A 22,865-nucleotide genomic window follows, 5' to 3' on the forward strand; every position below is an offset into this window, starting at 1 on the left:
AATTGCTGGGAAAGGCACGCTACAGAAGTTAAAATACGATTATCAGCGCAATTGGTTTACGCCCATGCCCATTTATCACTTCAACCGCCTAACCGCCAAATTTTTCAGCAAGCTTCCGCTGCGAACGGTTCTGATTGTTCCGTTAGTTTTGCAAACGGTAAGTGTAGTTGGGCTAGTGGGCTATCTTTCTTTCAAAAGTAGTCAGGAATCAGTCGAAGATGTAGCGCATCAGTTAATCGAACAAGTAGGAGAGCGAATTAGCGATCGCCTCACCGATAATAACGGACTGTCGGCAATCAATACCTTTCTGGCTGGGCTGCACTTCTCTGCATCGGGACAAACTTTTATTATGGATCGATCGGGTAATCTGATTGCCACATCCACACTAGAAACACCCTTGGTGACGCCTGCAAAAAAGCAACCGGCGCCATTACTAGCCACCAACAGCAAGGATGCCCGAACGCGAGATATTGCTCGACAACTCACCAACCGCTTTGGCAACTTCCGCACGTTGCAAACAACCGAGAAATTGACCCTGGCGAACAAGGGCGATAGGCAGTTTGTCCGCCTCACTCCCTATCGAGATGTCCGTGGTTTGGATTGGTTGATTGTGGTGGTTGTGCCAGAGTCTGATTTCATGGCTCCGATTCAAGCAAATACGCGCAACAGATTGTGGTTATTGGCCGGTACACTGCCGCTGGCGATCGCGACCGGATTGTTGACTTCCCGTTGGGTGACAAAGCCAATTATGCGTTTGAATACCGCTGCCAAAAATGTTGCAAAAGGAGAATGGGATCGACCTTTAGAAATTAAACGCTTGGATGAAGTCGGAGAACTCGCCAATTCCTTCAATCTTATGGCAGCGCAACTGCAACAGGCTTTTGCAGACCAAAAATCTTTAAATGAAGCTTTAGCGCACAGCGAGAGCCAACTCAAGCAATTTATCGAAGCCATACCAGCAGGGGTATCTATTCACGATGCCTCCGGTAAAGTCGTGTACTTCAACGAAACTGCCAAGCATTGGCTCGGCGTAGAAACTATCCCCGATGCGACTTTAGAAGAAGCCGTAGAAGTTTATCAAATGTACCGCCAAAACCAGCCGTATCCAATTGAAGAACTGCCCGCATTCCGAGCACTGCGCGGCGAAACGGTATTCCTTGAAGATATAGAACTTTATCGAGAGGGGAAATTTATTCCTTTTGAGGTGCGCGCCACACCCATTTTCGACGAAGGCGGAAACATTATTTATGCCATCAATGCTTTTTATAACATCACACAGCGCAAACAATATGAAAAAATCTTAAGCGACTGCAATCGCACTTTAGAAACCGAAGTTGCCGAACGTAGCTACGCCTTAGCTGGTGCTAACGAAATATTACAATCTGAAATTGCATATCGCAAATTGCTCGAACAAAAACTTTACAGTTCTACTGAGCAATTTGTGAAAATATTTGAGTCTATTACAGATATTGTATTGATTTTTAATGTGCAAGAAAAAACTATCCAAATTATACCTACAAAAGGGATTTTTCAATACAACTATCACACGAATCAGATCGACTCCATCATCGAACAATTTTTTGATGAGGAAAGCGAGGAGATTTATTTCGCTCAAGTTCTACAGGCATTGGAAGCTCAACAAACTATTAGTTTTGATTACAGTCTGCAGATTAATAACCAAGAAGTTTGGTTTGCTGCTAAAATTTCGCCGCTGTCGGATAGCTCTGCGGTTTGGGTAGCGCGCGACATTAGCGATCGCCAGTTGGCGGAAGCCCGACTGCTGGAAGCCCAAAAAATTGCCCGTATTGGCAGTTGGGAACACGATATCGCCACAAAAAGAACTACTTGGAGTGAGGAACTATATCGCATTTATCAGCTCGATCCTACTCAAAAACCGCTGCCAACCGAACAATTAATCGAACGTTTTCATCCAGAAGATCGATCGCGCTATTTGGCAATGGTGCGCGCTCAAGCTATGTCGGGGCAAAGCTTTGAAATTGATCTGCGGCTGATCCGAAGAGATGGCTCGCTCAGTTACATTGAAGTTCGAGGGAAACCTGTTTATGATGAAAAAGGGCAGTTGCTCCGTTGGTTCGGCACTGTCTTGGATATTAGCGATCGCAAACAAGCCGAGTCAGCTTTGCGAGAAAGCGCCCTGGGAGAACAAGCCATCGCCCGATCGATCGATCGCATCCGTCAATCCTTAGATATTGACACAATATTCAAAACCACAACCTCGGAACTGCGACAAACCCTAAAATGCGATCGTGTCGGTATCTATCGCTTTAATCCTGATTGGAGCGGGGAATTTGTTGCCGAATCAATGGCTGCCGGCTGGATATCTCTGATGCAACCTGACGATTTTAATGTGCCAAACACTCTCGTCGAAGACTCTCGCTGTACCGTGAAAACTATCCAAGCCGGCGGTACACCAGTCCTGGATACCTATCTACAAAAAAATCAAGGCGGTATGTACGCTAGAGGCGTTCCTTACCGCATAATTGAAGACATATACAGCGCTGGCTTGAGTCCTTGTTACCTAGAACTGTTAAAACAATTTCAAGCTCAAGCCTACGCTATTTTCCCCATATTTTGCGGCAGTCAACTTTGGGGTTTGCTCGCCAGCTATCAAAATTCTGGACCCCGCACTTGGCGCGAAGCAGAAATCAATATTGGGCTGCAAATTAGCACCCAATTGGGAGTCGCCTTACAACAAGCTCAATTGCTCGAAGCCACTCAACAGCAAGCAGTACAGCTTCAACAAGCCGCCTGGGCCGCAGAAGCCGCCAACCTTGCCAAAAGCACTTTCCTAGCAAATATGAGCCACGAACTTCGCACCCCGCTAAACGCAATTCTGGGATTCTCCCAATTGATGCAGCGCTCTACCAACCTCACTCGCGAACAACAGGAAAATATCCGCATTATCAACCGCAGCGGAGAACACTTGCTCGCTCTAATCAATCAAATATTAGATTTAGCCAAAATAGAGGCGGGGCGCATTACAATCAACCCAACAGACTTTCAATTAAGCAGCCTGTTGAACGATCTGAAAGAGATGTTTCAACTCCAGGCAATGGAGCAACAATTGCAGTTAATATTTGACTGCTCTAGCGAAGTTCCCGACTACGTGCAAACCGATCAACTTAAGTTGCGTCAAGTTTTAATTAATCTGCTTTCTAACGCGATCAAGTTTACCAAACAAGGAAGTATTGCGGTAAGAGTAAGTGCGGTGAGGGAGAGTGAAAATCAGCAAATACCAATCAGTAATTACCAATTACATTTTGAAATAGAAGACACTGGCTCCGGCATGGATCCTGATGAGTTAGATAAGCTTTTTCAAGCCTTTGTGCAAACCAAAACAGGAACCAAATCTCAGCAAGGAACAGGCTTGGGGCTGGCTATCAGCCAACAGTTTGTCAAGCTGATGGGCGGCGTGATTACTGTACGCAGTGAAGTAGGACGCGGCACCACCTTTGCGTTTGATATCCCCGTCAGTGCCGTTGGTGCCCCGGCGACTCAACCCGTAGAGCCACCGCGTCGAGTGATAGCCATGGAACGCAACCAGCCACGCTATCGTATTTTGATTGTGGACGATCAATCGGACAACCGCCAACTGCTGATCAAACTCCTCGGTGGCTTTAACTTTGAACTCCAAGAAGCCAGCAATGGCATGGAAGCTATTGAAATGTGGTCGAGTTTTGAGCCACACTTAATTTTTATGGATATGTGGATGCCCGTGATGGATGGACATGAAGCAACCAAACGCATTAAAGCCACCGTTAAAGGTCAAGCTACGGCAATTATTGCCGTGAGTGCCGGTAACGCCGAGGAAGCGCAAAGCGTTACTGTATCAGATGATTGCGATGACTTTATCCACAAACCCTTCCGAGATACAGAAATTTTTGCCACCCTGCACAAACATCTGGGAGTGCGTTACATTTACGATGAACCGGAGAGTGTTCCCGCGTCAAATCAAATCGAGGCTCCTACTCCAGAGACTCTGGCAGTTTTACCCGCAGATTGGCTGGCAGCTTTAGAGAAAGCCACAATTGAGTGCGATTTAGAGTTAATTCTGATCCACATTGAGCAAATTCGCGATCGCAATGACGCTTTAGCTAGCGCTCTAGCCACATTGGCTAACGAGTTTCAGTTCAATCAAATACTAGATCTCATCCATCCCGAACCAAAATAATAAGGATATGAGATAGGTTTGTAGTGAGTACGATCGTCCTCATAAAACCCCATCTGGCGATCGTACTCACTACAAACCTATAAAGGTTATTTTACCGAACTAAATATGAATTCCGAACCAACTCCCGTCTTAAAAGGGAATATTTTAATTGTTGATGATATTCCGGCTAATTTGCAACTTTTAGCTCAAATACTCTCGAAGCAAGGGTACAAAACACGCACAGCACCCGACGGCAAACTAGCGCTGCGGTCGATCGAGTTAACTCCTCCTGACTTGATTTTGCTCGACATCATGATGCCCGGTATGGACGGCTACAAAGTCTGCGAAGCATTGAAAGCTTCTCCCACAACCAAAGATATTCCAGTTATTTTTATCAGTGCTTTGAATGAAGTATTAGATAAAGTCAAAGCATTTGAAGTTGGTGGTATAGATTATATTACAAAACCGTTTCACGAACAAGAAGTTCTCGCCCGCGTCTCAAATCAACTCGTGCAACGCCAGTTGTTCCAACAAACACAATCCTATGCCAAAGAACTCGAACAAACCGTAACTGAACTCAAGAAAACTCAAGCTCAGTTAATACAGAAGGAAAAAATGGCTTCTTTAGGTCAGCTAGCGGCAGGAATTGCTCACGAAATCAACAATCCCGTCAGCTTTATCTACGGCAATATTGCTCTAGCAGCGGAGTATGCGCGAGATTTGCTTCGCCTCGTTGAATTGTACCGACATTACTACCCCCACCCCGTTGCAGAAATTATTGGGGAATTGGACGAGATTCAACCCGAATTCATCGCAGAGGATTATCCAAAACTGCTGAATTCGATGACAGAAGGTGCTTCTCGGATTAGCGAAATTGTCATGTCTTTGCGGAACTTCTCCCGCCTTGGCGAACAAAAGTACAAACCAGTGGATATTCATGAAGGCATTGACAATACTTTAGTTATTTTGCAGCATCGGTTGAAGGGAGCAAACAAAGCTGGTGAGATAGAGGTCATTAAAAACTACAGCCAACTGCCAAGAGTCACTTGTTACGCCAGTGAGTTAAATCAGGTGTTCATGAACCTGCTAAGTAATGCTATTGATGCCCTGGAAACTCAACCTTCTCCCCGAAAAATTACCATCAGCACTTCAGTAGATTTTGAGTCAGAAGCTGCGCTGCACAATCACGATTCAATATTAGCCACTCCAAACAATCAATCCGTTGTGATTAACATTGCCGATAACGGTTGTGGGATGAGTGAGGAAGTGCGCCACCAGATATTTGACCCATTTTTTACTACGAAGCCTGTAGGCCGCGGTACTGGATTAGGGTTGGCAATCAGTCACGATATTGTAGTGGAAAAACATCGAGGTCAAATCAGTTGTATTTCTGCTCCGGGCCTAGGAACCAAATTAATTGTGCAGATTCCGATATCTGTTAAATTTTAATAAATTTCAAAATTTTAAACTGAACTTCCCCGGCAAATATACTTACACAGGCTCAAAAGCATCTCATCACAAAGGTTTCAATTGTTGAGTAAAAAATTGTGTACCCATGTAGATGATTGATATCTGTTTGTGATCTGCAATTATATTGAATCTACAACAATTGAGCGCGAGATCCTGCGTCAGCTATTGCTGATAAATGGGTACAATTTTTCAGCTCAACAGTTGCATCCATTGTTGACTAATAGTTTGAGGACTGTTAGTACATTTCTATGGGGGAAGTCCCGTTTAATCGGGAACCACAATATTTTCTAAACCACTTTCTGCTGGAGGATATTGTGAGTTCATAGCCTCTAAAGTATCTGCGATCGTCCGCGCAACCACTAAATTGCGGTACCACTTATTGTTAGCAGGTACCACGTACCAAGGGGCATGAGCAGTTGAGCAATTGTTTATCATATCCTCAAACGCTGCTTGATAGTCATCCCAAAACAGGCGCTCTTTCAAGTCGTTGCTGGAAAATTTCCAATGCTTATCTGGGTCTTGTAGCCGACTTTCCAATCGCCGTTTTTGTTCGTCTTTAGAAATATGTAAGAAGAACTTAATAACAGCGATGTTGTTCAGAGTGAGCATATGCTCGAACTCGTTAATTAAGTGATAACGTTCCCGCCAAACGCTCTCTGGTACTAGCTGTTTCACGCGCACAACCAACACATCTTCGTAATGCGAACGATTGAAGATCGAAATCATACCCCGCTGAGGTGTTCGCTGGTGGTAGCGCCACAGAAAATCGTGGTTCAATTCTTCATCGCTAGGCTTTTTAAAAGACCAAACTTGGCAACCTTGCGGATTGAGACCACCAAATACATGTTTAATGGTGCCATCTTTACCACCCGTGTCCATCGCTTGCAGCACAACTAGCAAACTGCGTTTGTGTTCGGCATACAATCGCTCTTGTAAATTTTGCAAACGCTGGCGCTGTTGTTCCAGTTCTTCTTCAACAGACTTCTTTTTCTTGTAATTCTCAGAGGCGTTAGGATCTAGAGTTGCTAAACTGATGGGCTGTCCAGGGTGAACCCGATAGCGGGGATAATCTGGTTTGGGTGGTGGCTCCTCCACTACGATTTTCTCAGGTGCCATCTCTTCGGCAAAGTCGCTTGTGGCCTGGGCTGCCGCTTTTTTAGTTTTGTTAGATTCAGCTTGTGCAGCGTTGAAGGTGGTACCCAAACTGCTATCTATTGAATTATTTTTTTGGCTCATGACATCTCCTGATTAGGTAGTTAGGTAGGTGTTTACACTAGAGCATTCTGTATAGGAAGTTAAGAAAACTTACCTCTGGAGCAGGCTTTGGCTACTCCATCGGCAGCTTGAGTAACACTGGGTTATCTAGGCGGTTGCCATTACTTCACATCGCAAACTTTTTGCCTTTTAAGTCAGTAATAGTTTGAACTGAAAAAACCTTTGAACTCAAATTTGCTTGACCCTTCGGATTATGAGGCAAACTGGCAACATAAAGTAACGGTGCGCCTGCCGCTTGAAAAGTCAGGTTGATATACGTGATTGCTCAGCTAATCTCCTATACAGTTTTCGTAATCATTAAAATACGGTAAACCTATCGAGTTACAGTAGTAACTAACAAAAGACTGATATAAACTCCGAGATTTTTCCGAAATAAGTCTATTTTTTCTAACTAAAGACGTATTGCTAGATGGAAAATTTTAGGCATTAGCGCTATTTATCAAGAACATCAAAAGTTTAGTACCCGGCTTCGATTATTTCACTTTTTCGGAACTAAATAAAAATTAGCTTGCTTTTTGCAATTGATTATGAGAAGATTCTGCTTGATCTTCTAGTAAAGTATTCCGATAAAGTTACAGTATTTTGTAAGAAAAGCTAATACAGTAATCAAATGGCTAACGAAACTATCTCGAACCGCTTACAGAAGAACAGTGGTTTATCGATAGCCCTGAACTTCACTGCTTTGTGGCGCGGAAAATACCCTGTAGCAACCAAAGTGCTTCAAACCCATGCCCAGTCTAGCTTTGGGCTGTTTTAACCTGGACTTCCCCCATAGAAATGTACTAACAGTCCTCAAACTATTAGTCAACAATGGATGCAACTGTTGAGCTGAAAAATTGTACCCATTTATCAGCAATAGCTGACGCAGGATCTCGCGCTCAATTGTTGTAGATTCAATATAATTGCAGATCACAAACAGATATCAATCATCTACATGGGTACACAATTTTTTACTCAACAATTGAAACCTTTGTGATGAGATGCTTTTGAGCCTGTGTAAGTATATTTGCCGGGGGAAGTTCAGTTTAAAATTTAACAGACCCAGAGGATATATCATATCAAGCCCGGTTAATTACTTATAAATCCTATACGGGCATCGGGCATCGGGCATCGGGCATGATGGGACAAAAGTATTATAACTATTCAACCGGACATGATATCAGATAGATTGTACGCGAGCATCTGTAGGGAAACGGCAGTGCCGTTTCCGGCGTGGGGATTATGGACAGGGCAAGGGCTATTGGTGTCCACTTAAGGGAAAACTGATAGTCTGTCAGTCCGTCAGGGGTTGAAACAAGAGCCTCAAAGCGAAATTCCTCTTGCATAGGACTAATAAATTATCCAGTCCTCTTGTAGAGGACTTTCGCTATAAGCCCCGTGGAATTCCTTTCCTGGCAGACAGCCCGGTGAGCGGGAGGACTGGCGGACTAAAAGCTTAAGTTGAGACCAATGGGCATGGCGCCGTCTTGAAAGCTGTGGGTAATATTAATTAATTCCGATGCTATCGGATTTGATAGGATTCCTCATTACAAACAGGGGCTGATTGTGGGGAAGTGACCAGAGAGCGTATTTACTTTAAATCCAGCAATCCGCTAGTTTTTAGCTTCGGATTAAACCGGATTTCTTCAGTTACGCCGCGAGCTTTCAGCAGCGCAAAAATTTCATTTTCCACGCGCCGCGCGACATTTTTCAACAATTTATCTTTGGCAATTTCATCGGCGAAGATACCTTCATAACTTGCCGTTTCTTGGGCCGTCATTACTGTTTTTGTGTCGATGGGATCGTTCCACTTGGCAGCATCGGCACCGTTACCCTGGGGTTGGGAACCGTTTTCGGCAATCCAACTTTCTCTAATGCTTTCTAGAATAGTGCGGCTGGGCTTGTCAATAGTTTGGACTTTCAGCCAGTAGCAATATTGGGTTTGGCGTACCAAATGCTGTTTAAGGCTGAGGTAAATGTCGCGAGAATAGCCGACAAATTGCAGGACTTTTTCGTTGTCAAAAATCGCGTAAACGCCGATTTTTCCCTGGACAAAATCGGGCAATTTTCCCTCGGAGTCTATGTAGGGAATGAATTCTAAGCTGGCGAGAGATTGAATGTCTTCTGTCATCCGATTTTAGATTTTAGATTTTAGATTTTAGATTAAACCACAGATTAACCAGCCTTTACCTAACTCTTAAAAACTCGATAAATTGCACAGAGGCGGCTGGGTTTAAATATTTTGGCTTGGAACATGAAATTAGGCGGGACGTTGACGATCGCAAAATCGCTCGATTCGTGATACTTTTCAAATTCCGCAGGCATTCCCTTCGGCGTCTCGCTGCTGTAAGGGACTGGCTGAAAAAGTAACTCGGCAAACTCAATGCGCGAGCATTGCAATTGTAGCGCTACTTGTTTGACAAAGCTTTCACCGGTTAACAAACCGAACAGTGCAGTTTTAGCATCTGGTTCGAGGACAAAACTGCTATCGTAGCTTTCAATAATCTTAAGACCCATTTTCTGTATACTCCTGACAGATGGCGGTTAACGGTTATTGGTTAACCGTTGAGCGATCGACTTAATCATGAATTTTACCTGAGATTGACCCTTGTGAAGGCAGGAGGTATTCGGCAGGAGGTCAATCGATTTGAGATTTGAGATTTGAGATTAAAGAATTGAAGCATTGACCCCACGGATCAATTCGGGGCCTTGTTTATCGGATACAGGTTTTTTATTTCTCTACGGATGAATCCGGCGGCTTGTATCCTGGATGCTTTCGGTCAATGAAAATACCACGATCAGGAAATTTTGACAAATAGCCCTGATTTATTGGCCGATCGCTTTTATCATGTCCGTATCGCCATCTATCCGACTACGACTAAAAGGCTATGCAGAAGATTGAAAAAGCATCATTCCCAGCTTTGAGAAGTGCCCCGAACCAGCCGGACTGGCTAGAATTGGTAGAATACGCCTCTGTTGCTGGTTCAGCGATTGGCACGATTGCTGCAGGATTGTCGGGCCAAATTGTCTACGCTGCCGCCCCTTTAACCGCAGCACTCTCGCTGAATCTCGCCAATCGCCAGCGTTTCGAGCAACAAATGCAACAAAAGGCAAATTCTGCGATTGCGGACGTACAGGCCGCAGTAGAACGTCGAGCGCAGCAAGTTCAGATACTACCTGGAGAACCTGCGGAACTCTACACCGCCGTCTCTGACTTGCAGCAGAAACTCCAGGGCTTGGAATCCGGGGCCATCGCCGAGGTACAAGCTGCCGTAGCCTCCCTCGAACGCCAAGCCCAGGCGCTGCCTGCAGATTCTCAGGAACTCTACACGATCCTCTCCGATTTGCAGCAAAAACTCCGCATTTTGGAAACTAGCGCCCTGAGAGAGCATGATTGGGAAAATGTCAACGTCCGATTTTTATTGATGGGCGAAAAGTTAACTGAAGTTAAAACTATTACGGCTCAGTTACAGGAGCGATCGAACGAAGTAGACTTGAATGAAATCCAAGGTTCTCTGAAGCAATTGCAGGATTTGCTCGATCGACCCACAATAGATGCAGGGATGTTGCAAACCGAGATTCAGCATTTGCAGCAGCAAGTTTCCGAGTTGCAGAGGCAAAATCAAGAAATTGTCAAGCCTTATTTGCAGCGTCTGACTCGCGCCGTGAAGAAACTATCAGCAAATTAGTCTTACTTATTCGTTTTTCCTAGGGTGCAGCGCGGGCATCTTCCCGCATTCTTTCGTAGGGTGCGCCGGGTCGCGCACCTTACCAATTACCCATTACCCGTTACTAAATTTTTGCCAAGCTTGCCAGAAAACATAAATCGATAAGATTGCCAAGAGCGATCGAAAAGCTAAACTAACAATACGATCGGGCAATCTCGGCAAAAACCGCGTGCTCACCTGCGCGCCCAACAAACCGCCGCCGCCAAGAATTAACCCCACAACCCACAAAACATTCCCGCGCGCCGCGTGTCCCGCCGTCGCAGAAATTGCCGTGATGACGATGACGCCCAAGCTGGTTTGAATTGCGGTTTTAATGCTTTCTCCTAACAGCAAAATTTGCAGGGGAACCATAATTACGCCGCCGCCTACGCCGAACAAACCCGCTAATAAACCCGCCGCACTGCCGGTAGCAATTTTAGCAAAAGTTGGATGGAATAAAATATTTGAATTATTGGGTAATTCGTGATTGGTAATTGGTAATTGAGCATTTTCTCCTTGTCCCGCTTGTCCTCCCAGTTCCCCTTGTTCTAGTTCCGCTTTCTTCTTAGCTGTCAGGCGCTTGCGAACTTCAATCAAATAAATATTCAGCCACAGCAACAACCCAAAAGTAAGTAACAGCAAATAAGGCGGAAATATCCCCGCCAAATAAGCACCGATTTGTGCTGTGATGACGGCTGGAAATCCGATGCCTGCGACTTGGCTCAAGCTGAGGTAGCCCATGCGCCAATTCTGGATGCTGCCAGAAATAGCTGTAATGACGATCGACAAACCGCTAGTAGCAACCGCTTGTACCGGGGCGTAATTGAGAGCCACCAACAAAGGCACGAGCACCGTACCGCCGCCGATACCCAAAAATCCAGCTAGAATTCCGGCAAAAATTCCCGCCGCACCCAACATCAATAATTCAGTGATAGTCATTAGTCATTAGTCATTAGTCAACAGTTAACAGTCAACAGTCAACAGTTAACAGTTAACAGTTAACAGTCAACAATCAAATTTTAAGAATCATTAGTCGTGCCGTCGGGCATAATTGCCCGCCTCAAATCTGCATCGCGGAAGTTAGTTCGATTGAGATTAGCGTCAATCAAAACCGCTTCCACCAAAACAGCCCCGCTAAAATTAGACCAGCACAGCTTGGCCCGGTACAAGTTAGCTCCGCTCAAATTAGCTCTTGCCAGGGTTGACCAACTCACATTAGCAACTCTCAAATTAGCATTGCTCAGATTAGCTTCGCTCAGATTAGCTCCCACCATCGTTACTTGGCGCAAGTCTGCACCAGCCAAGTTGGCCCCGCTCACCATCGCCCCGCTGAGAATTGCCTGATTCAGGTTAGCTCTTTCTAAAAGCGACTCGCTGAGGATGGCATTTGTCAGGTTTACCGCTTTGAGAGTTGACCAACTCAAATTTGCCTTCATCAAATTAATGCGAATCATGCTAGCGTCGGTTAAGTTGGCCGCAAACAAATTCGCTTCGGTAAAGTTGGCTTCTGTCAAGTTAGCTTCGGTCAAATTAGCCTTGGTCATGTTGACTTCTCTTGCCATTGAGCCGCGCAGGTTGGCTCCCATCAGGTTAGCCCCGCTGAGATTGGCGCGGCTCAAATCGGTACCGATGAGATTTGCTTCGCTGAGGTTGGCTTCCGTCATATCCACCCCTGCCAATTTCACCTCACGCAAGTTCGCTCCCGTCAGGTTAGCGCCTTTGAGGTTTGCGTCTTGGAAATTCGCTCTGGTAAAGTTAGCCTCGCTGAGGTTTACCCCTTTTAAGTCGGCCCCGACGAGGTTAATCTCTCGAAAATTTCTTTCTCCGGCCGCATATTGCCTCAGAATTCGATCGGCCTCCATGTCATTCGCCTCGCAATTTTTTTTAAACGTTAGAGTGATGGGTGTTACCACATCATCCCAGATAACTACGGTATTCACTCTGCACGCTGTACTATCTGTAGAATCTTTGCACTGCTTTCGGGACACTGCTGTGCCACTGCCTCCTAAAAGGTCTGACAAATATCAAAGCTTCTGAGAAAATCAACAATAGGGTAAAACTCTCGGCGCTCGGCACTGAGTCAGTCGATTTTAGATTTTAGATTTTAGATTTGCTCCACAGATTCATCTGGGAGCCGGAACTTTGGTCTAAAATTATGGGCTCACCACGACGATTATCGGAAACTTGTATTCGTTTTTGGGCGAGCTGGCAGTTGGCAACTGGCAACTGTCAACTGTCAACTGTCAACGGTCAACTGTCAACAGACAAAGGAAATTTTAAAATGCCTGAAAATTTGAGAAGCCAAGCTGTGACTGGGGGCGTGCAGCGCGCGCCCAACCGAGCAATGCTGCGGGCAGTCGGTTTTGGTGACGGCGATTTCACTAAGCCGATTGTGGGGATTGCCAACGGGTACAGCACGATTACGCCCTGCAATATGGGATTGAACGACCTCGCTTTGCGGGCTATTGCGGGTGCAAGGGAAGCCGGCGCGATGCCACAGATGTTCGGTACGATTACTATCAGCGACGGAATCTCGATGGGAACTCAAGGGATGAAATATTCTCTGGTGTCGAGAGATGTGATTGCGGATTCCATCGAAACTGTTTGCAACGGCCAAAGTATGGACGGGTTGCTGGCTGTCGGCGGTTGCGATAAAAATATGCCGGGGGCGATGATTGCGATCGCCCGCATGAACATTCCTGCTATTTTTGTTTACGGCGGCACGATCAAACCAGGACACCACAACGGACAGGATTTAACCGTTGTCAGCGCTTTTGAAGCAGTCGGTCAATTCAGCGCGGGCAAAATTGACGAAACAGAACTCAAAGCAGTGGAAGAGAAAGCTTGTCCGGGTGCAGGTTCCTGCGGCGGAATGTTCACAGCAAATACGATGTCGAGTGCTTTTGAAGCAATGGGCATGAGTTTGCCTTATTCTTCGACAATGGCTGCTGAGGATGCCGAAAAAGCTGACAGCGCTGCCGAATCTGCAAAAGTTGTCGTGGAAGCGATCCGCAAACAGTTGTTACCGAGCCAAATTTTGACTCGCAAGGCCTTTGAAAATGCGATCGCCGTAATTATGGCGATCGGCGGTTCAACCAATGCTGTGCTGCATTTATTAGCCATTTCCAATGCGATCGGCGTTGAACTGACCCTCGACGATTTTGAAACTATTAGAGCGAAAGTGCCGGTGCTGTGCGACCTCAAACCCAGCGGCAAATATGTAGCAACCGATTTGCACAAAGCCGGCGGCATTCCCCAAGTAATGAAAATGTTGCTAGAAAAGGGTTTACTGCACCCAGACGCGCTGACAATTACCGGTCAAACTGTTGCTGAAGTGTTGGCAGATATTCCAGCCGAACCCCGCACCGACCAAGATGTCATCCGTTCTTGGAACAACCCGCTTTACGCCCAAGGACATTTAGCAATTTTGAGAGGAAATCTGGCAACCGAAGGAGCCGTTGCTAAAATTAGTGGCGTTAAGAAACCGCTAATTACCGGCCCGGCGCGGGTATTTGAATCTGAAGAAGATTGTTTGGATGCAGTTTTAGCGGGCAAAATTCAAGCCGGAGATGTGATTATCATCCGCTACGAAGGACCCAAAGGCGGGCCGGGAATGCGCGAAATGTTAGCACCAACTTCGGCAATTATTGGCGCCGGTTTGGGCGATTCTGTGGGGTTAATTACTGACGGGCGCTTCTCTGGCGGAACTTACGGCATGGTTGTCGGTCACGTTGCACCCGAAGCGCAAGTTGGCGGGACAATTGCTCTGGTACAAGAGGGTGATTCGATTACAATTGATGCTCAAAATCGCTTGTTGCAGCTCAATGTTTCTGATGCAGAATTGGAGCAGCGGCGCGCTCTTTGGCAGCCTCCTAAACCTCGCTATACTAAGGGCGTTTTGGCTAAATACGCTAAGTTGGTTTCTTCTAGCAGTGTCGGTGCTGTGACTGATTTGGGTTTGGGTTAAAGTAGGAATTTTTTTAACCGCAGATGAACGCAGATAAAATCCGATCTGCGTTCATCTGTGTCCATCCGCTGATATCTGCGGTTAAAAAATTCCCAAATTAACTGCGCTGATTCAAAAAGCGGCCTGCCATCGACATGGCGTCAGTAATATCTACGTCGCCGTCTCCATCTGAATCTAAAAACGTATTCAAAACGGGATTTCCACCTTGGGCTGGATTTTGGGCGTTGCCGCCGGTTTGTAGCAAATTCAGTATGAGCGGCACCAAAACAGGTATCATCGCCTGCACTGTGGCGTTATTTAAACCGGTTCTTTGGGCGATATCGGCCACTATTTGCGTTAGTTGGCCGGCTCCGAACAAACTCTGTACCGCTTGGGGATTGGGATTTGTGCCGCTAAATTGGTTGACAAGTTGTTGAGCTTGTGCGTCTCCTGACTGCGATCGCACGTCTTGTAATGCCGATCGCACGTATCCGCCCAAAACCGACATTGCTAGCTGAGTCGTGCCCGCATCGACGCCCTGGTTGCCGCTCAACTGCTCTACCGCACCGAGAATGTTGCCCAACTGATTGGGACTTGCTTGTTGGTTGGGATTGTCGATCGCGCTCAAAATTTGGTCAAATAGTCCCATAATTTCGCTCCGTACAGTGATTGCTCAACTTTAAATTATAGCAAATCCTGTTTTTAAAGATTACTAAAAATAGTTTTGAGTTGGGTATTATCACTCAGCGAGTCGCGTAGCAACAGCCAGTCAGTAAGCAATCTCATACCATTTTAGATTTGAGATTGGGAATGAATTCTGACATCAGAGTTTGGAGCGTATCCTTGCAGTTGGATGCTTTTTTTTAACTGCTATAAAAAATGATAATTTTTAATTTTTTACAGTTCCTCTCTCCTCTGACTTGGTTGGTGCGTTACCGTTGCAGAGGGAATTAAATTCGCTAGGGCTTGGAAGTTTTACCTGCGGATTTGGCATTGAATCCTCATGCTTAATCGGCAGGGCGATCGAAAATTCCGTCCCCGTTCCTACCTCAGACCAAAAATTTATTGTCCCCCCATGTTTCTTAACGATAATTTCGCGACCAATGGCCAATCCCAAACCAGTACCTACACCTCTCGGTTTAGTAGTAAAAAATGTTTCAAACATTTTTTCTTGACTCTCTGGCGCTATTCCCATACCGTTATCTGAAATCCGCACTACCACTGAGTCGTCGTCCAAGTATTCTGTAGCAATCACAATTCTCGGCGAAAAACTCGGTGCTTCCTGTTTCATGGACTCCGAAGCCGATTGTTTTTTTGCCTCTGCTGAGCTGGATTTCTCACTTTTTGCTTTCTCTTCCACAGCATCTAGTGCATTGTTGAGAAGGTTAACAAATACCTGGTAAAGCAAACCCATATAACCTGCAACAGTCGGAATATTGCCGTAATCTCGCACCACTTCGATGCCCTGTTTGATGCGGCTGTTGAGAATGAGCAAACTGCTGTCTATGCAGGCGTGTAAATCGACGGGATGAGGGGCTGCATCATCGAGGCGAGAAAAATCTTTCAAACTTAAAATAATAGCTTTTGCTCTTTCAGCGCCTAGTTGCATGGAGTCAAATATTTTGCTCAAATCTTCTTTGAGAAAATCGATGTCTATTTCTTCGCCTTTCGCGATAACTGCGGCAGGCGGTTTGGGGATTTCTGTTTCGTAAGTTTTGAGCAAATCTAAAATATCTTCAACATAATGTCTCGCTGGGTCGATATTGGCATAAATAAAATTGATTGGGTTGTTAACTTCATGAGCAACACCGGCTAACATCCGCCCCAAACTTGCCATTTTCTCGTTTTGAAGTATCTGGGTTTGTTGTTCAGATTTCAATTCTTCTAGCAAGTGATTTACTTTCTGAATCAGTTGATTCAGCGAAGCTGCTAATACTCCCACTTCATCGGTGCTGGTAACTGGTACTTGCAACTGAAAATTAGATTCTTCAGTCACTTGCTGAGCGATTTTAGTGACAGTGGCGAGGGGTTTGGCGATCGCCCGACTGGTGAAGCCCGCCAGCACTGCTGCAACGACGATCGACAGTGCCATGCTACCCAAAATTATTTGCACCCGCAGCGCCTGGGCTCGCAGCATAGCCTCCTGCCCTGCATCTTCTTGCTCTTGGGCGCGATCGATAATTTTTGCTATATCATTGACCGCCCTATCTAGTTGCAACCCAATTTTATCTCGATCGAAATTCAACAGCAACTTACGTTTAATACTTTGTTGAGCGGGGTTATTTGGCAGTTGAATAATTTTTTTGTTAACTATTTCTAGTCGATACAAATAATTAGATAATAGCGAATCGCAAGTCTTTCTAAAATTTTCTAGACCTTCTATGTCTTCCAGATATTTATAATTTTTGACTTCAGATAGCAACCCCTTCAAATTGTAAAGATTGTTTTGTAGCTGTTCGTATTTGCTGTCAAAAATTTGCGGCTTTTCGATCCAGTAACTCAGCCCGTCTTGGCTGTTTTGCATTCGCAGTAACGCCACCTGCAACTTATTTAAAAGCTGAGTTTCTCGATCGATGTGTACTTGATTGTTAGTTCTGCGATAGTAATGAGTGCCCACCAACATCCCGATAGTCGTTCCCCCAATCGCAACACAAAGAGCCAGTGCGTAACCACTGCTGATTTTGTCACGAATACTGAGGTTGCCCAAGGAATGGGCTATATTAGCGAAATAATTGGGCTTAAGTGCCTGGGTCTCTTTGATGTTATGCTCGCAAGAGGTAGAGAGTTCTTGTGAAGGCTGATTCAGATGTTTGAGATGCATAGATGCTAACCTGTGAATTATTCACGCACTAACAATTCAGTCTAACTTAACTCGTGGCTGATTTGAGAGTACCACAGTGATATTTAATGTGATAATTTTTGTAAATTAGGATGCTCTTAGCTTGCCTCAGAAACCCGGTTTCTCCTTTCTACTTTCAGAGCTTCCAGGAGGCACTGGTGTTACAAAACCGGGTTGATCTGTACTTAATGTTATATTTGTTTGTTAATAAAAAAGTATTGCTAGACTCGCGATCAAATAAATCACCGAATAAATAAGTAGGTAGATGCAAATAAACCAGCCTACGGTTCCGGCGGGTGATAAGCTGTAGCTGAGTTATCGTGCAAGCTACAATTGCAGCAAGAGGACGATCGCACTTGTCCGTCCTGCTGGTGCTACAACGCCGTAAATCGCGCCTGCAGTGCGACATAATCGGGATTTGCGGGTTCACGCAGTACGATCCTCTTCGAGGGCTTTCCTTCGGATCGCTTCGCTAACGCTAACGGGCACTTCGGCATTTTAGATTTGAGATTTTAGATTTGCAATGACTGATGACTATCGGCGTAATGTAAAAATCAAAGCATAACCCTTTTATTTGCCACTCCCCTCATGCCTTTGCCGCGCCTGTTAACCTTAATTGCTGCTTTCTGCCTCGCCCTGGGGTTGATTATTGGGCTGGTGAGTTCCTTAACAGGGCTTTACAGTCAAGTTGCGTGGTCTGCTTCTCCGCTGCTGGCTAATTTGTTGATTTTCCTGATAATTGTACTTTTGGGAACCCTAATTTTTGCGCTGGTTTACTATTTTAGGCTGCTGCAACGCCCTCCGAAAGTTAAGGGAAAACGGCCGATTACTCCGAAGGTTCCTGTTGTCAAAAGTGAAGCAGCTTCGGAAAATCTCAAAGCAATTCGGCAACAAGTCGATCGCATTCAAGATGAAGTAGCGCGGCAAGCTTTGCTGTTGAGAGCTCGCGAAATTGAAGCTAGCATGGCTCGCGGCAGCGTTCGAGTAGTTGTTTTCGGCACAGGTTCTGCGGGCAAAACTTCCGCTGTTAATGCGCTGGTGGGGCGGATGGCGGGACAAGTGGGCGCGCCGATGGGAACTACGGAAGTTGGCGAAACTTACACTCTGAAATTGAAAGGAATAGATCGAGAATTAGCAATTACCGATACCCCAGGCATCTTGGAAGCGGGAGTTGCGGGAACTTACAGAGAGGAATTGGCGAGGCAGTTGGCGGCGAGGGCAGATTTGATCTTATTTGTTTTGGACGGCGATTTGCGAAAATCCGAGTACGAACCGCTGCGGACTTTGGCGGAAATTGGCAAAAGGTCGATCGTAGTTTTTAATAAAGTTGACCTTTATCCCGACACCGACAGAGATGAAATTCTCGATCGGCTGCGGCAGCGAGTCAAAGGTTTTGTATCAGCAATGGATGTAGTAGCAATTAGCGCCAATCCGCAAAAAGTTGTACTAGAAGACGGCACAATTTTTCAGCCAGACCCGGATATTATGCCATTAATTCGGCGCGTCGCTGCGATTTTGCGAGCTGAAGGCGAAGACTTAATTGCGGATAATATTTTGCTGCAATCTCAGCACTTGGGAGACCAAGCGCGCAAGTTAATTGATGCTCAAAGAAGGCGGCAAGCTGATAAGGCAGTAGAGCGATTTCAGTGGATCGGAGCCGGAGTAATTGCCGTAACCCCTTTGCCAGTCGTGGATTTGTTAGCGACAGCAGCAGTTAACGCTCAAATGGTAGTAGAAATTGCCAAGATTTACGGCTGCGAATTAAATATCGATCGCGCCAAAGAATTGGCATTGTCTCTAGCAAAAACCCTAGCAAGTTTGGGAATAGTTGAAGGTGTAATTCAAGTAGTGTCAAGGGCGCTGCAGTTAAGCGTAGCGGGGTTTGTACTGGGCAAAGCAATTCAAGCGGTCAGTGCCGCTTATTTAACCCGAATTGCTGGTAAAAGTTTTATTGAATATTTCCGCCACGACCAAGATTGGGGCGACGGCGGCATCGCCGAAGTCGTGCAAAGGCAGTTTCAGTTAAATCGTAAAGACGAGTTTGTCAAAGCATTTGTCAAAGATGCGATCGCCCGGGTTGTCGAACCTCTAAATATTTATCAGCAGGAATCGGAACCAGAATTAGAAATGTCAGCCGAATTAGAATCAGAAATAGAACCAGAAGCATTGTATCAACAGCCGCAATACGATGATTGGGAAACTTACAACAACAAACGAAAGGATGACTGGTAATGAGGCATTGGGAATTGGGCAAACAGGGAATTGAGAATTGGGTAATTGCGATCGTTCAATGAGATGTTCCCTGAGTATGATTTGTTTAATTTTATTAAGAAATTTTACAATAATTTTACACCTCGGATAGACTCCGGGGAGATCAAATCAAACCGAGCGATCGGATGGAACATAATTTTGATAAGATTTAAGCTTGATAACAAAATTTGCTATTGTGCGTCCGGGTAAAAACAATGAGCGATCGACCAATTATTCTCGGTATTGTCGGAGACAGCGCAGCGGGCAAAACCACCCTGACGCGGGGAATTGCCCAAGTATTGGGGCCAGAAAATGTCACTGTGATTTGCACTGACGACTATCATCGCTACGACAGAAAGCAGCGGGCCGAAATCGGAATTACAGCATTGCATCCCGACTGCAATTACCTCGACATCATGCAGCAGCACCTCAGCCTGCTGCGTACCGGACAAGCAATTCTCAAACCCATATACAACCACACCACAGGTACATTCGACCCGCCGGAATACATCAAGCCCAGCAAATTTGTCATAGTTGAAGGTTTGCTGGGTTACGCAACCCGAACAATCCGCGATTCTTACGACGTAAAAGTGTATCTCGCTCCCCCAGAAGAGTTGCGCACTCAGTGGAAAGTTAAGCGCGATATCATGAAGCGCGGTTATACTGAAGAACAGGTGCTTGCAGAAATAAAAAAACGGGAACCGGACTCTGAAGACTTCATTCGTCCTCAGCGCAAATCGGCCGACGTTGTAGTTAGTTTTTACCCGCCAGAAGCTGACAATGAATCCAATTTGAGCGTCCGTTTAGTGCTCAGACCGACAATTCCTCACCCTGATTTTACTGAAATTTTAGGTCGAGGCAGCGATAGTTTTCAACCTGCAATTCGCTTGGGACTCGATCGGGATATGGGCAAACCTGTTGACGTTTTGGAAGTAGACTCCCACGCTACCAGCGAGCAAGTAAACGAACTAGAAATGCTTTTGTGCAGTGAGTTGCCCCACCTGCGGGGATTTTGCTCCGCCCAAGGCAACCCGGAAATTGGCAAACTGATCGGTACAACTGGTGAAGTTTTGCAAAGTTACCCGCTAGCTTTGACGCAGTTGCTAGTTGCATATCACATGATGAAAGCCATTCACGTGTATTAATTGAGTGAGAAAACTCGGCGGTTGAAACCGCTCAAGAGTCAAACTTTCGTCGGTGGCTCGACTGAGCTTCCCGGAACGTCCTGGGCGGACTAAATAGTGGTAAGGTGCGCATTGCGCACCCTACAAATATCAGCATTTCGCCCGTAGTTTTCTGTACATAATTTATGGGCGAAATTGCGGAATTTAAATTATATTATTTGTGTCACAATTGAGGATAAATCCTCAGTGCTGGTAAAGTCAGATTAGCATTAGCCAATTGCTGAATTGGCATGGAGAGTGGCAACTGACTTTGAGGTGCGGGTACCATTTCGCCTCGGAAGTCGAGGATGGTGACGAGCAGCAGGTAGGCAACTGCTAAAATTAGAGAAATCACCCCAGTGATAATAGCAATAATTTTTGAACGATCCATATTCAGAAAAATTTAAGTACAGCTAATATTAGTTTAACATTAAAAAGAGCGATTATTACTTAACTTATGCAATAGAATATAATCAGGTGCTAGTTATTTCTGTAACAAAAATGGAACCTCTTGTAGATGCGCAAAATCCCACCGAGATGCACGGAGCTACCCCTGTGGTGGAAACATTTAATCTGGGGAAGTTCTACCGTACCGGCTTTTGGATGAATGAAAAAGTTGAATCGCTCAAAAATTGTACTCTGACTGTCTCTGAGGGGGAAACTTTTGGGTTGTTAGGGCAAAATGGAGCGGGGAAAACTACGCTGCTGAAAACTTTGCTGGGTATAGTGCGCCCCACTTCTGGGCGGGCGCTGCTGTTGGGGAGGCCTTTGGGCGATCGCACTGTGAAGCAGCGAGTCGGCTATTTGCCTGAAAATCCCTATTTTTACGATTATCTCACCGGCTGGGAATTCTTGCAATTTGCGGCGGGGTTATTTCAAATTCCCCCCTCAATTCAGCGGCAAAGAATTCCGAATTTGCTAGACTTAGTTGGGCTATCTCAATCGGCGGCAATTAAAAAACAGTTGCGCCAGTATTCTAAGGGAATGCTGCAACGGATCGGCATGGCTCAAGCTTTGATTAACAATCCAGATGTGGTATTTTTAGATGAGCCGATGTCGGGTTTAGATCCGATGGGACGCTATCAGATGCGGGAGATAATTTTATCCCTGAAAAATCAAGGAAAAACAATTTTTTTTAATTCGCATATATTGTCTGATGTGGAGAAGATTTGCGATCGAGTGGCTATTTTGGCAAAGGGTGAGTTAATCTGCATTGGTGCGATCGACGAAATCCTAGGTAATACTGAAACTTACCGGGTTGAAGGTAGGGGCGGTCACTTGAATATCCTGAAAAAATGGATACCGGATATGGAAGTTGATAATGATTTGTGGTACGGTCATTTGCAGGGCGATCCGAAGGAGTTTCTTTCTAGTCTGAGCGGTACGGGAGGGCAGCTAATTGGGATGAATTTGGCTAAGCCTACTTTGGAAGAGTTTTTTATGCAGCAACTGCAAGAAAGAGGCATTTATTCTAGTAGTTGAAGTCCATAAAATCGGCGGCTGAAACTCGGCAGTTAAAAGCCGGCGCTTGAAGGCACTACTACACAAACAAAGCCCCTCTTTAAGAAACTCAAAAAACGGGATCTTCGCCCCTTTCCACAACACATAAAGCAGGACTTACGCGCCTTATCCAGATGTATGGACTCTTCATCAGCGGGGGGATTGCCCTACAAAACACTATATTTAGAGGCTGTGCGTAAGTCCTGTCTCATTGACTGACATCTAAATTCGCCAAGCTAGTAATCGTTCAGATTGCTTGTCAATTTTGCACACATAAAGTACCCTCAACGGATAGGAGGTAGTAACGAGCTTTCTTTCAAAAAATCTTTAACCAAAACTAATACTATATCCTGCCTACAAAGTAATGTCTGTAAAGTTTGCTTGCAGCGAAAAAAGTAAGACTTAATTTCCGAGAGATAGGTAGCAGCTTACAATTGTAGGTTTTTGAATTGGCGGATATCTGTGTTGAGGGGAGAGACCGGATCTGGGAAGCAGCCCAGATGTATTGAAACTCGATCGCTCAATTATGCCGACTGATTAAAATACAAGTAAGTTTGTTGGCAGG

General features: G+C 45.4%; 15 protein-coding genes. 7 read left to right on the forward strand and 8 right to left on the reverse strand.

The window, feature by feature from the left end; genetic code table 11:
* Positions 1–64: 64 nt before the first annotated feature.
* Together QUA23_RS15880 and QUA23_RS15885 are read left to right on the forward strand one after the other, a co-directional pair.
* Positions 65–4,192, forward strand: a complete 4,128-nt coding sequence (locus QUA23_RS15880) for an ATP-binding protein (RefSeq protein ID WP_333077201.1) — start codon at positions 65–67, stop codon at positions 4,190–4,192.
* Between the two features lie 105 nt (positions 4,193–4,297).
* Positions 4,298–5,620 carry a response regulator gene (locus tag QUA23_RS15885; protein WP_333077202.1) on the forward strand — a complete coding sequence of 441 codons (1,323 nt, stop codon included), beginning with the start codon at positions 4,298–4,300 and terminating at the stop codon, positions 5,618–5,620.
* A 285-nt stretch (positions 5,621–5,905) separates the two neighbouring features.
* Here the strand turns inward: QUA23_RS15885 and QUA23_RS15890 are convergent, their stop codons facing one another.
* From QUA23_RS15890 to QUA23_RS15900, 3 genes are all read right to left on the reverse strand, one after another.
* On the reverse strand, positions 5,906–6,877 hold the full coding sequence (locus QUA23_RS15890) for a polyphosphate kinase 2 family protein (RefSeq protein ID WP_333077203.1): 972 nt from the start codon (positions 6,875–6,877) through the stop codon (positions 5,906–5,908).
* A 1,609-nt stretch (positions 6,878–8,486) separates the two neighbouring features.
* Positions 8,487–9,026, reverse strand: coding sequence for a GIY-YIG nuclease family protein (locus QUA23_RS15895; RefSeq protein ID WP_333077205.1), 540 nt, complete (start codon positions 9,024–9,026; stop codon positions 8,487–8,489).
* Positions 9,027–9,085: 59 nt separating this feature from the next.
* Positions 9,086–9,412: a hypothetical protein gene (locus QUA23_RS15900; protein ID WP_333077206.1), complete on the reverse strand. Its 327-nt coding sequence runs from the start codon at positions 9,410–9,412 to the stop codon at positions 9,086–9,088.
* 371 nt (positions 9,413–9,783) lie between these two features.
* Between QUA23_RS15900 and QUA23_RS15905 the strand changes: the two genes are divergently transcribed.
* Complete coding sequence (locus QUA23_RS15905; RefSeq protein ID WP_333077207.1) at positions 9,784–10,584, forward strand: hypothetical protein; 801 nt, start codon at positions 9,784–9,786, stop codon at positions 10,582–10,584.
* Between the two features lie 93 nt (positions 10,585–10,677).
* Here QUA23_RS15905 and QUA23_RS15910 read toward each other — a convergent pair whose 3' ends face one another.
* Both QUA23_RS15910 and QUA23_RS15915 read right to left on the reverse strand, forming a co-directional pair.
* A complete protein-coding gene (locus tag QUA23_RS15910) occupies positions 10,678–11,541 on the reverse strand; it encodes a sulfite exporter TauE/SafE family protein (protein WP_333077208.1) in 864 nt (287 codons plus the stop codon).
* Between the two features lie 80 nt (positions 11,542–11,621).
* Positions 11,622–12,464 carry a pentapeptide repeat-containing protein gene (locus QUA23_RS15915; RefSeq protein WP_333077249.1) on the reverse strand — a complete coding sequence of 281 codons (843 nt, stop codon included), beginning with the start codon at positions 12,462–12,464 and terminating at the stop codon, positions 11,622–11,624.
* A 419-nt stretch (positions 12,465–12,883) separates the two neighbouring features.
* Here QUA23_RS15915 and ilvD point away from each other — a divergent pair, with 419 nt between their 5' ends.
* Positions 12,884–14,569, forward strand: a complete 1,686-nt coding sequence (ilvD, locus tag QUA23_RS15920) for a dihydroxy-acid dehydratase (RefSeq protein ID WP_333077250.1) — start codon at positions 12,884–12,886, stop codon at positions 14,567–14,569.
* Positions 14,570–14,666: 97 nt separating this feature from the next.
* Here the strand turns inward: ilvD and QUA23_RS15925 are convergent, their stop codons facing one another.
* On the reverse strand, positions 14,667–15,197 hold the full coding sequence (locus QUA23_RS15925) for a hypothetical protein (RefSeq protein WP_333077209.1): 531 nt from the start codon (positions 15,195–15,197) through the stop codon (positions 14,667–14,669).
* A 240-nt stretch (positions 15,198–15,437) separates the two neighbouring features.
* Complete coding sequence (locus QUA23_RS15930) at positions 15,438–17,369, reverse strand: ATP-binding protein (protein WP_333077210.1); 1,932 nt, start codon at positions 17,367–17,369, stop codon at positions 15,438–15,440.
* A gap of 606 nt (positions 17,370–17,975) precedes the next feature.
* Between QUA23_RS15930 and QUA23_RS15935 the strand changes: the two genes are divergently transcribed.
* Both QUA23_RS15935 and QUA23_RS15940 read left to right on the forward strand, forming a co-directional pair.
* A complete protein-coding gene (locus tag QUA23_RS15935; RefSeq protein ID WP_333077211.1) occupies positions 17,976–19,619 on the forward strand; it encodes a GTP-binding protein in 1,644 nt (547 codons plus the stop codon).
* Between the two features lie 233 nt (positions 19,620–19,852).
* Positions 19,853–20,782 carry a phosphoribulokinase gene (locus QUA23_RS15940; protein ID WP_333077213.1) on the forward strand — a complete coding sequence of 310 codons (930 nt, stop codon included), beginning with the start codon at positions 19,853–19,855 and terminating at the stop codon, positions 20,780–20,782.
* Between the two features lie 202 nt (positions 20,783–20,984).
* On the opposite strand, the gene QUA23_RS15945 is transcribed toward QUA23_RS15940, so the two are convergent.
* Complete coding sequence (locus QUA23_RS15945; RefSeq protein WP_333068190.1) at positions 20,985–21,191, reverse strand: hypothetical protein; 207 nt, start codon at positions 21,189–21,191, stop codon at positions 20,985–20,987.
* Between the two features lie 110 nt (positions 21,192–21,301).
* On the opposite strand from QUA23_RS15945, the gene QUA23_RS15950 reads away from it, so the two are divergent.
* Positions 21,302–22,282, forward strand: coding sequence for an ABC transporter ATP-binding protein (locus QUA23_RS15950; protein WP_333110424.1), 981 nt, complete (start codon positions 21,302–21,304; stop codon positions 22,280–22,282).
* Positions 22,283–22,865 lie beyond the last annotated feature (583 nt).

Origin of the sequence: Microcoleus sp. Pol1C5 (assembly GCF_036701115.1) — a bacterium.
GTDB lineage: Bacteria > Cyanobacteriota > Cyanobacteriia > Cyanobacteriales > Microcoleaceae > Microcoleus.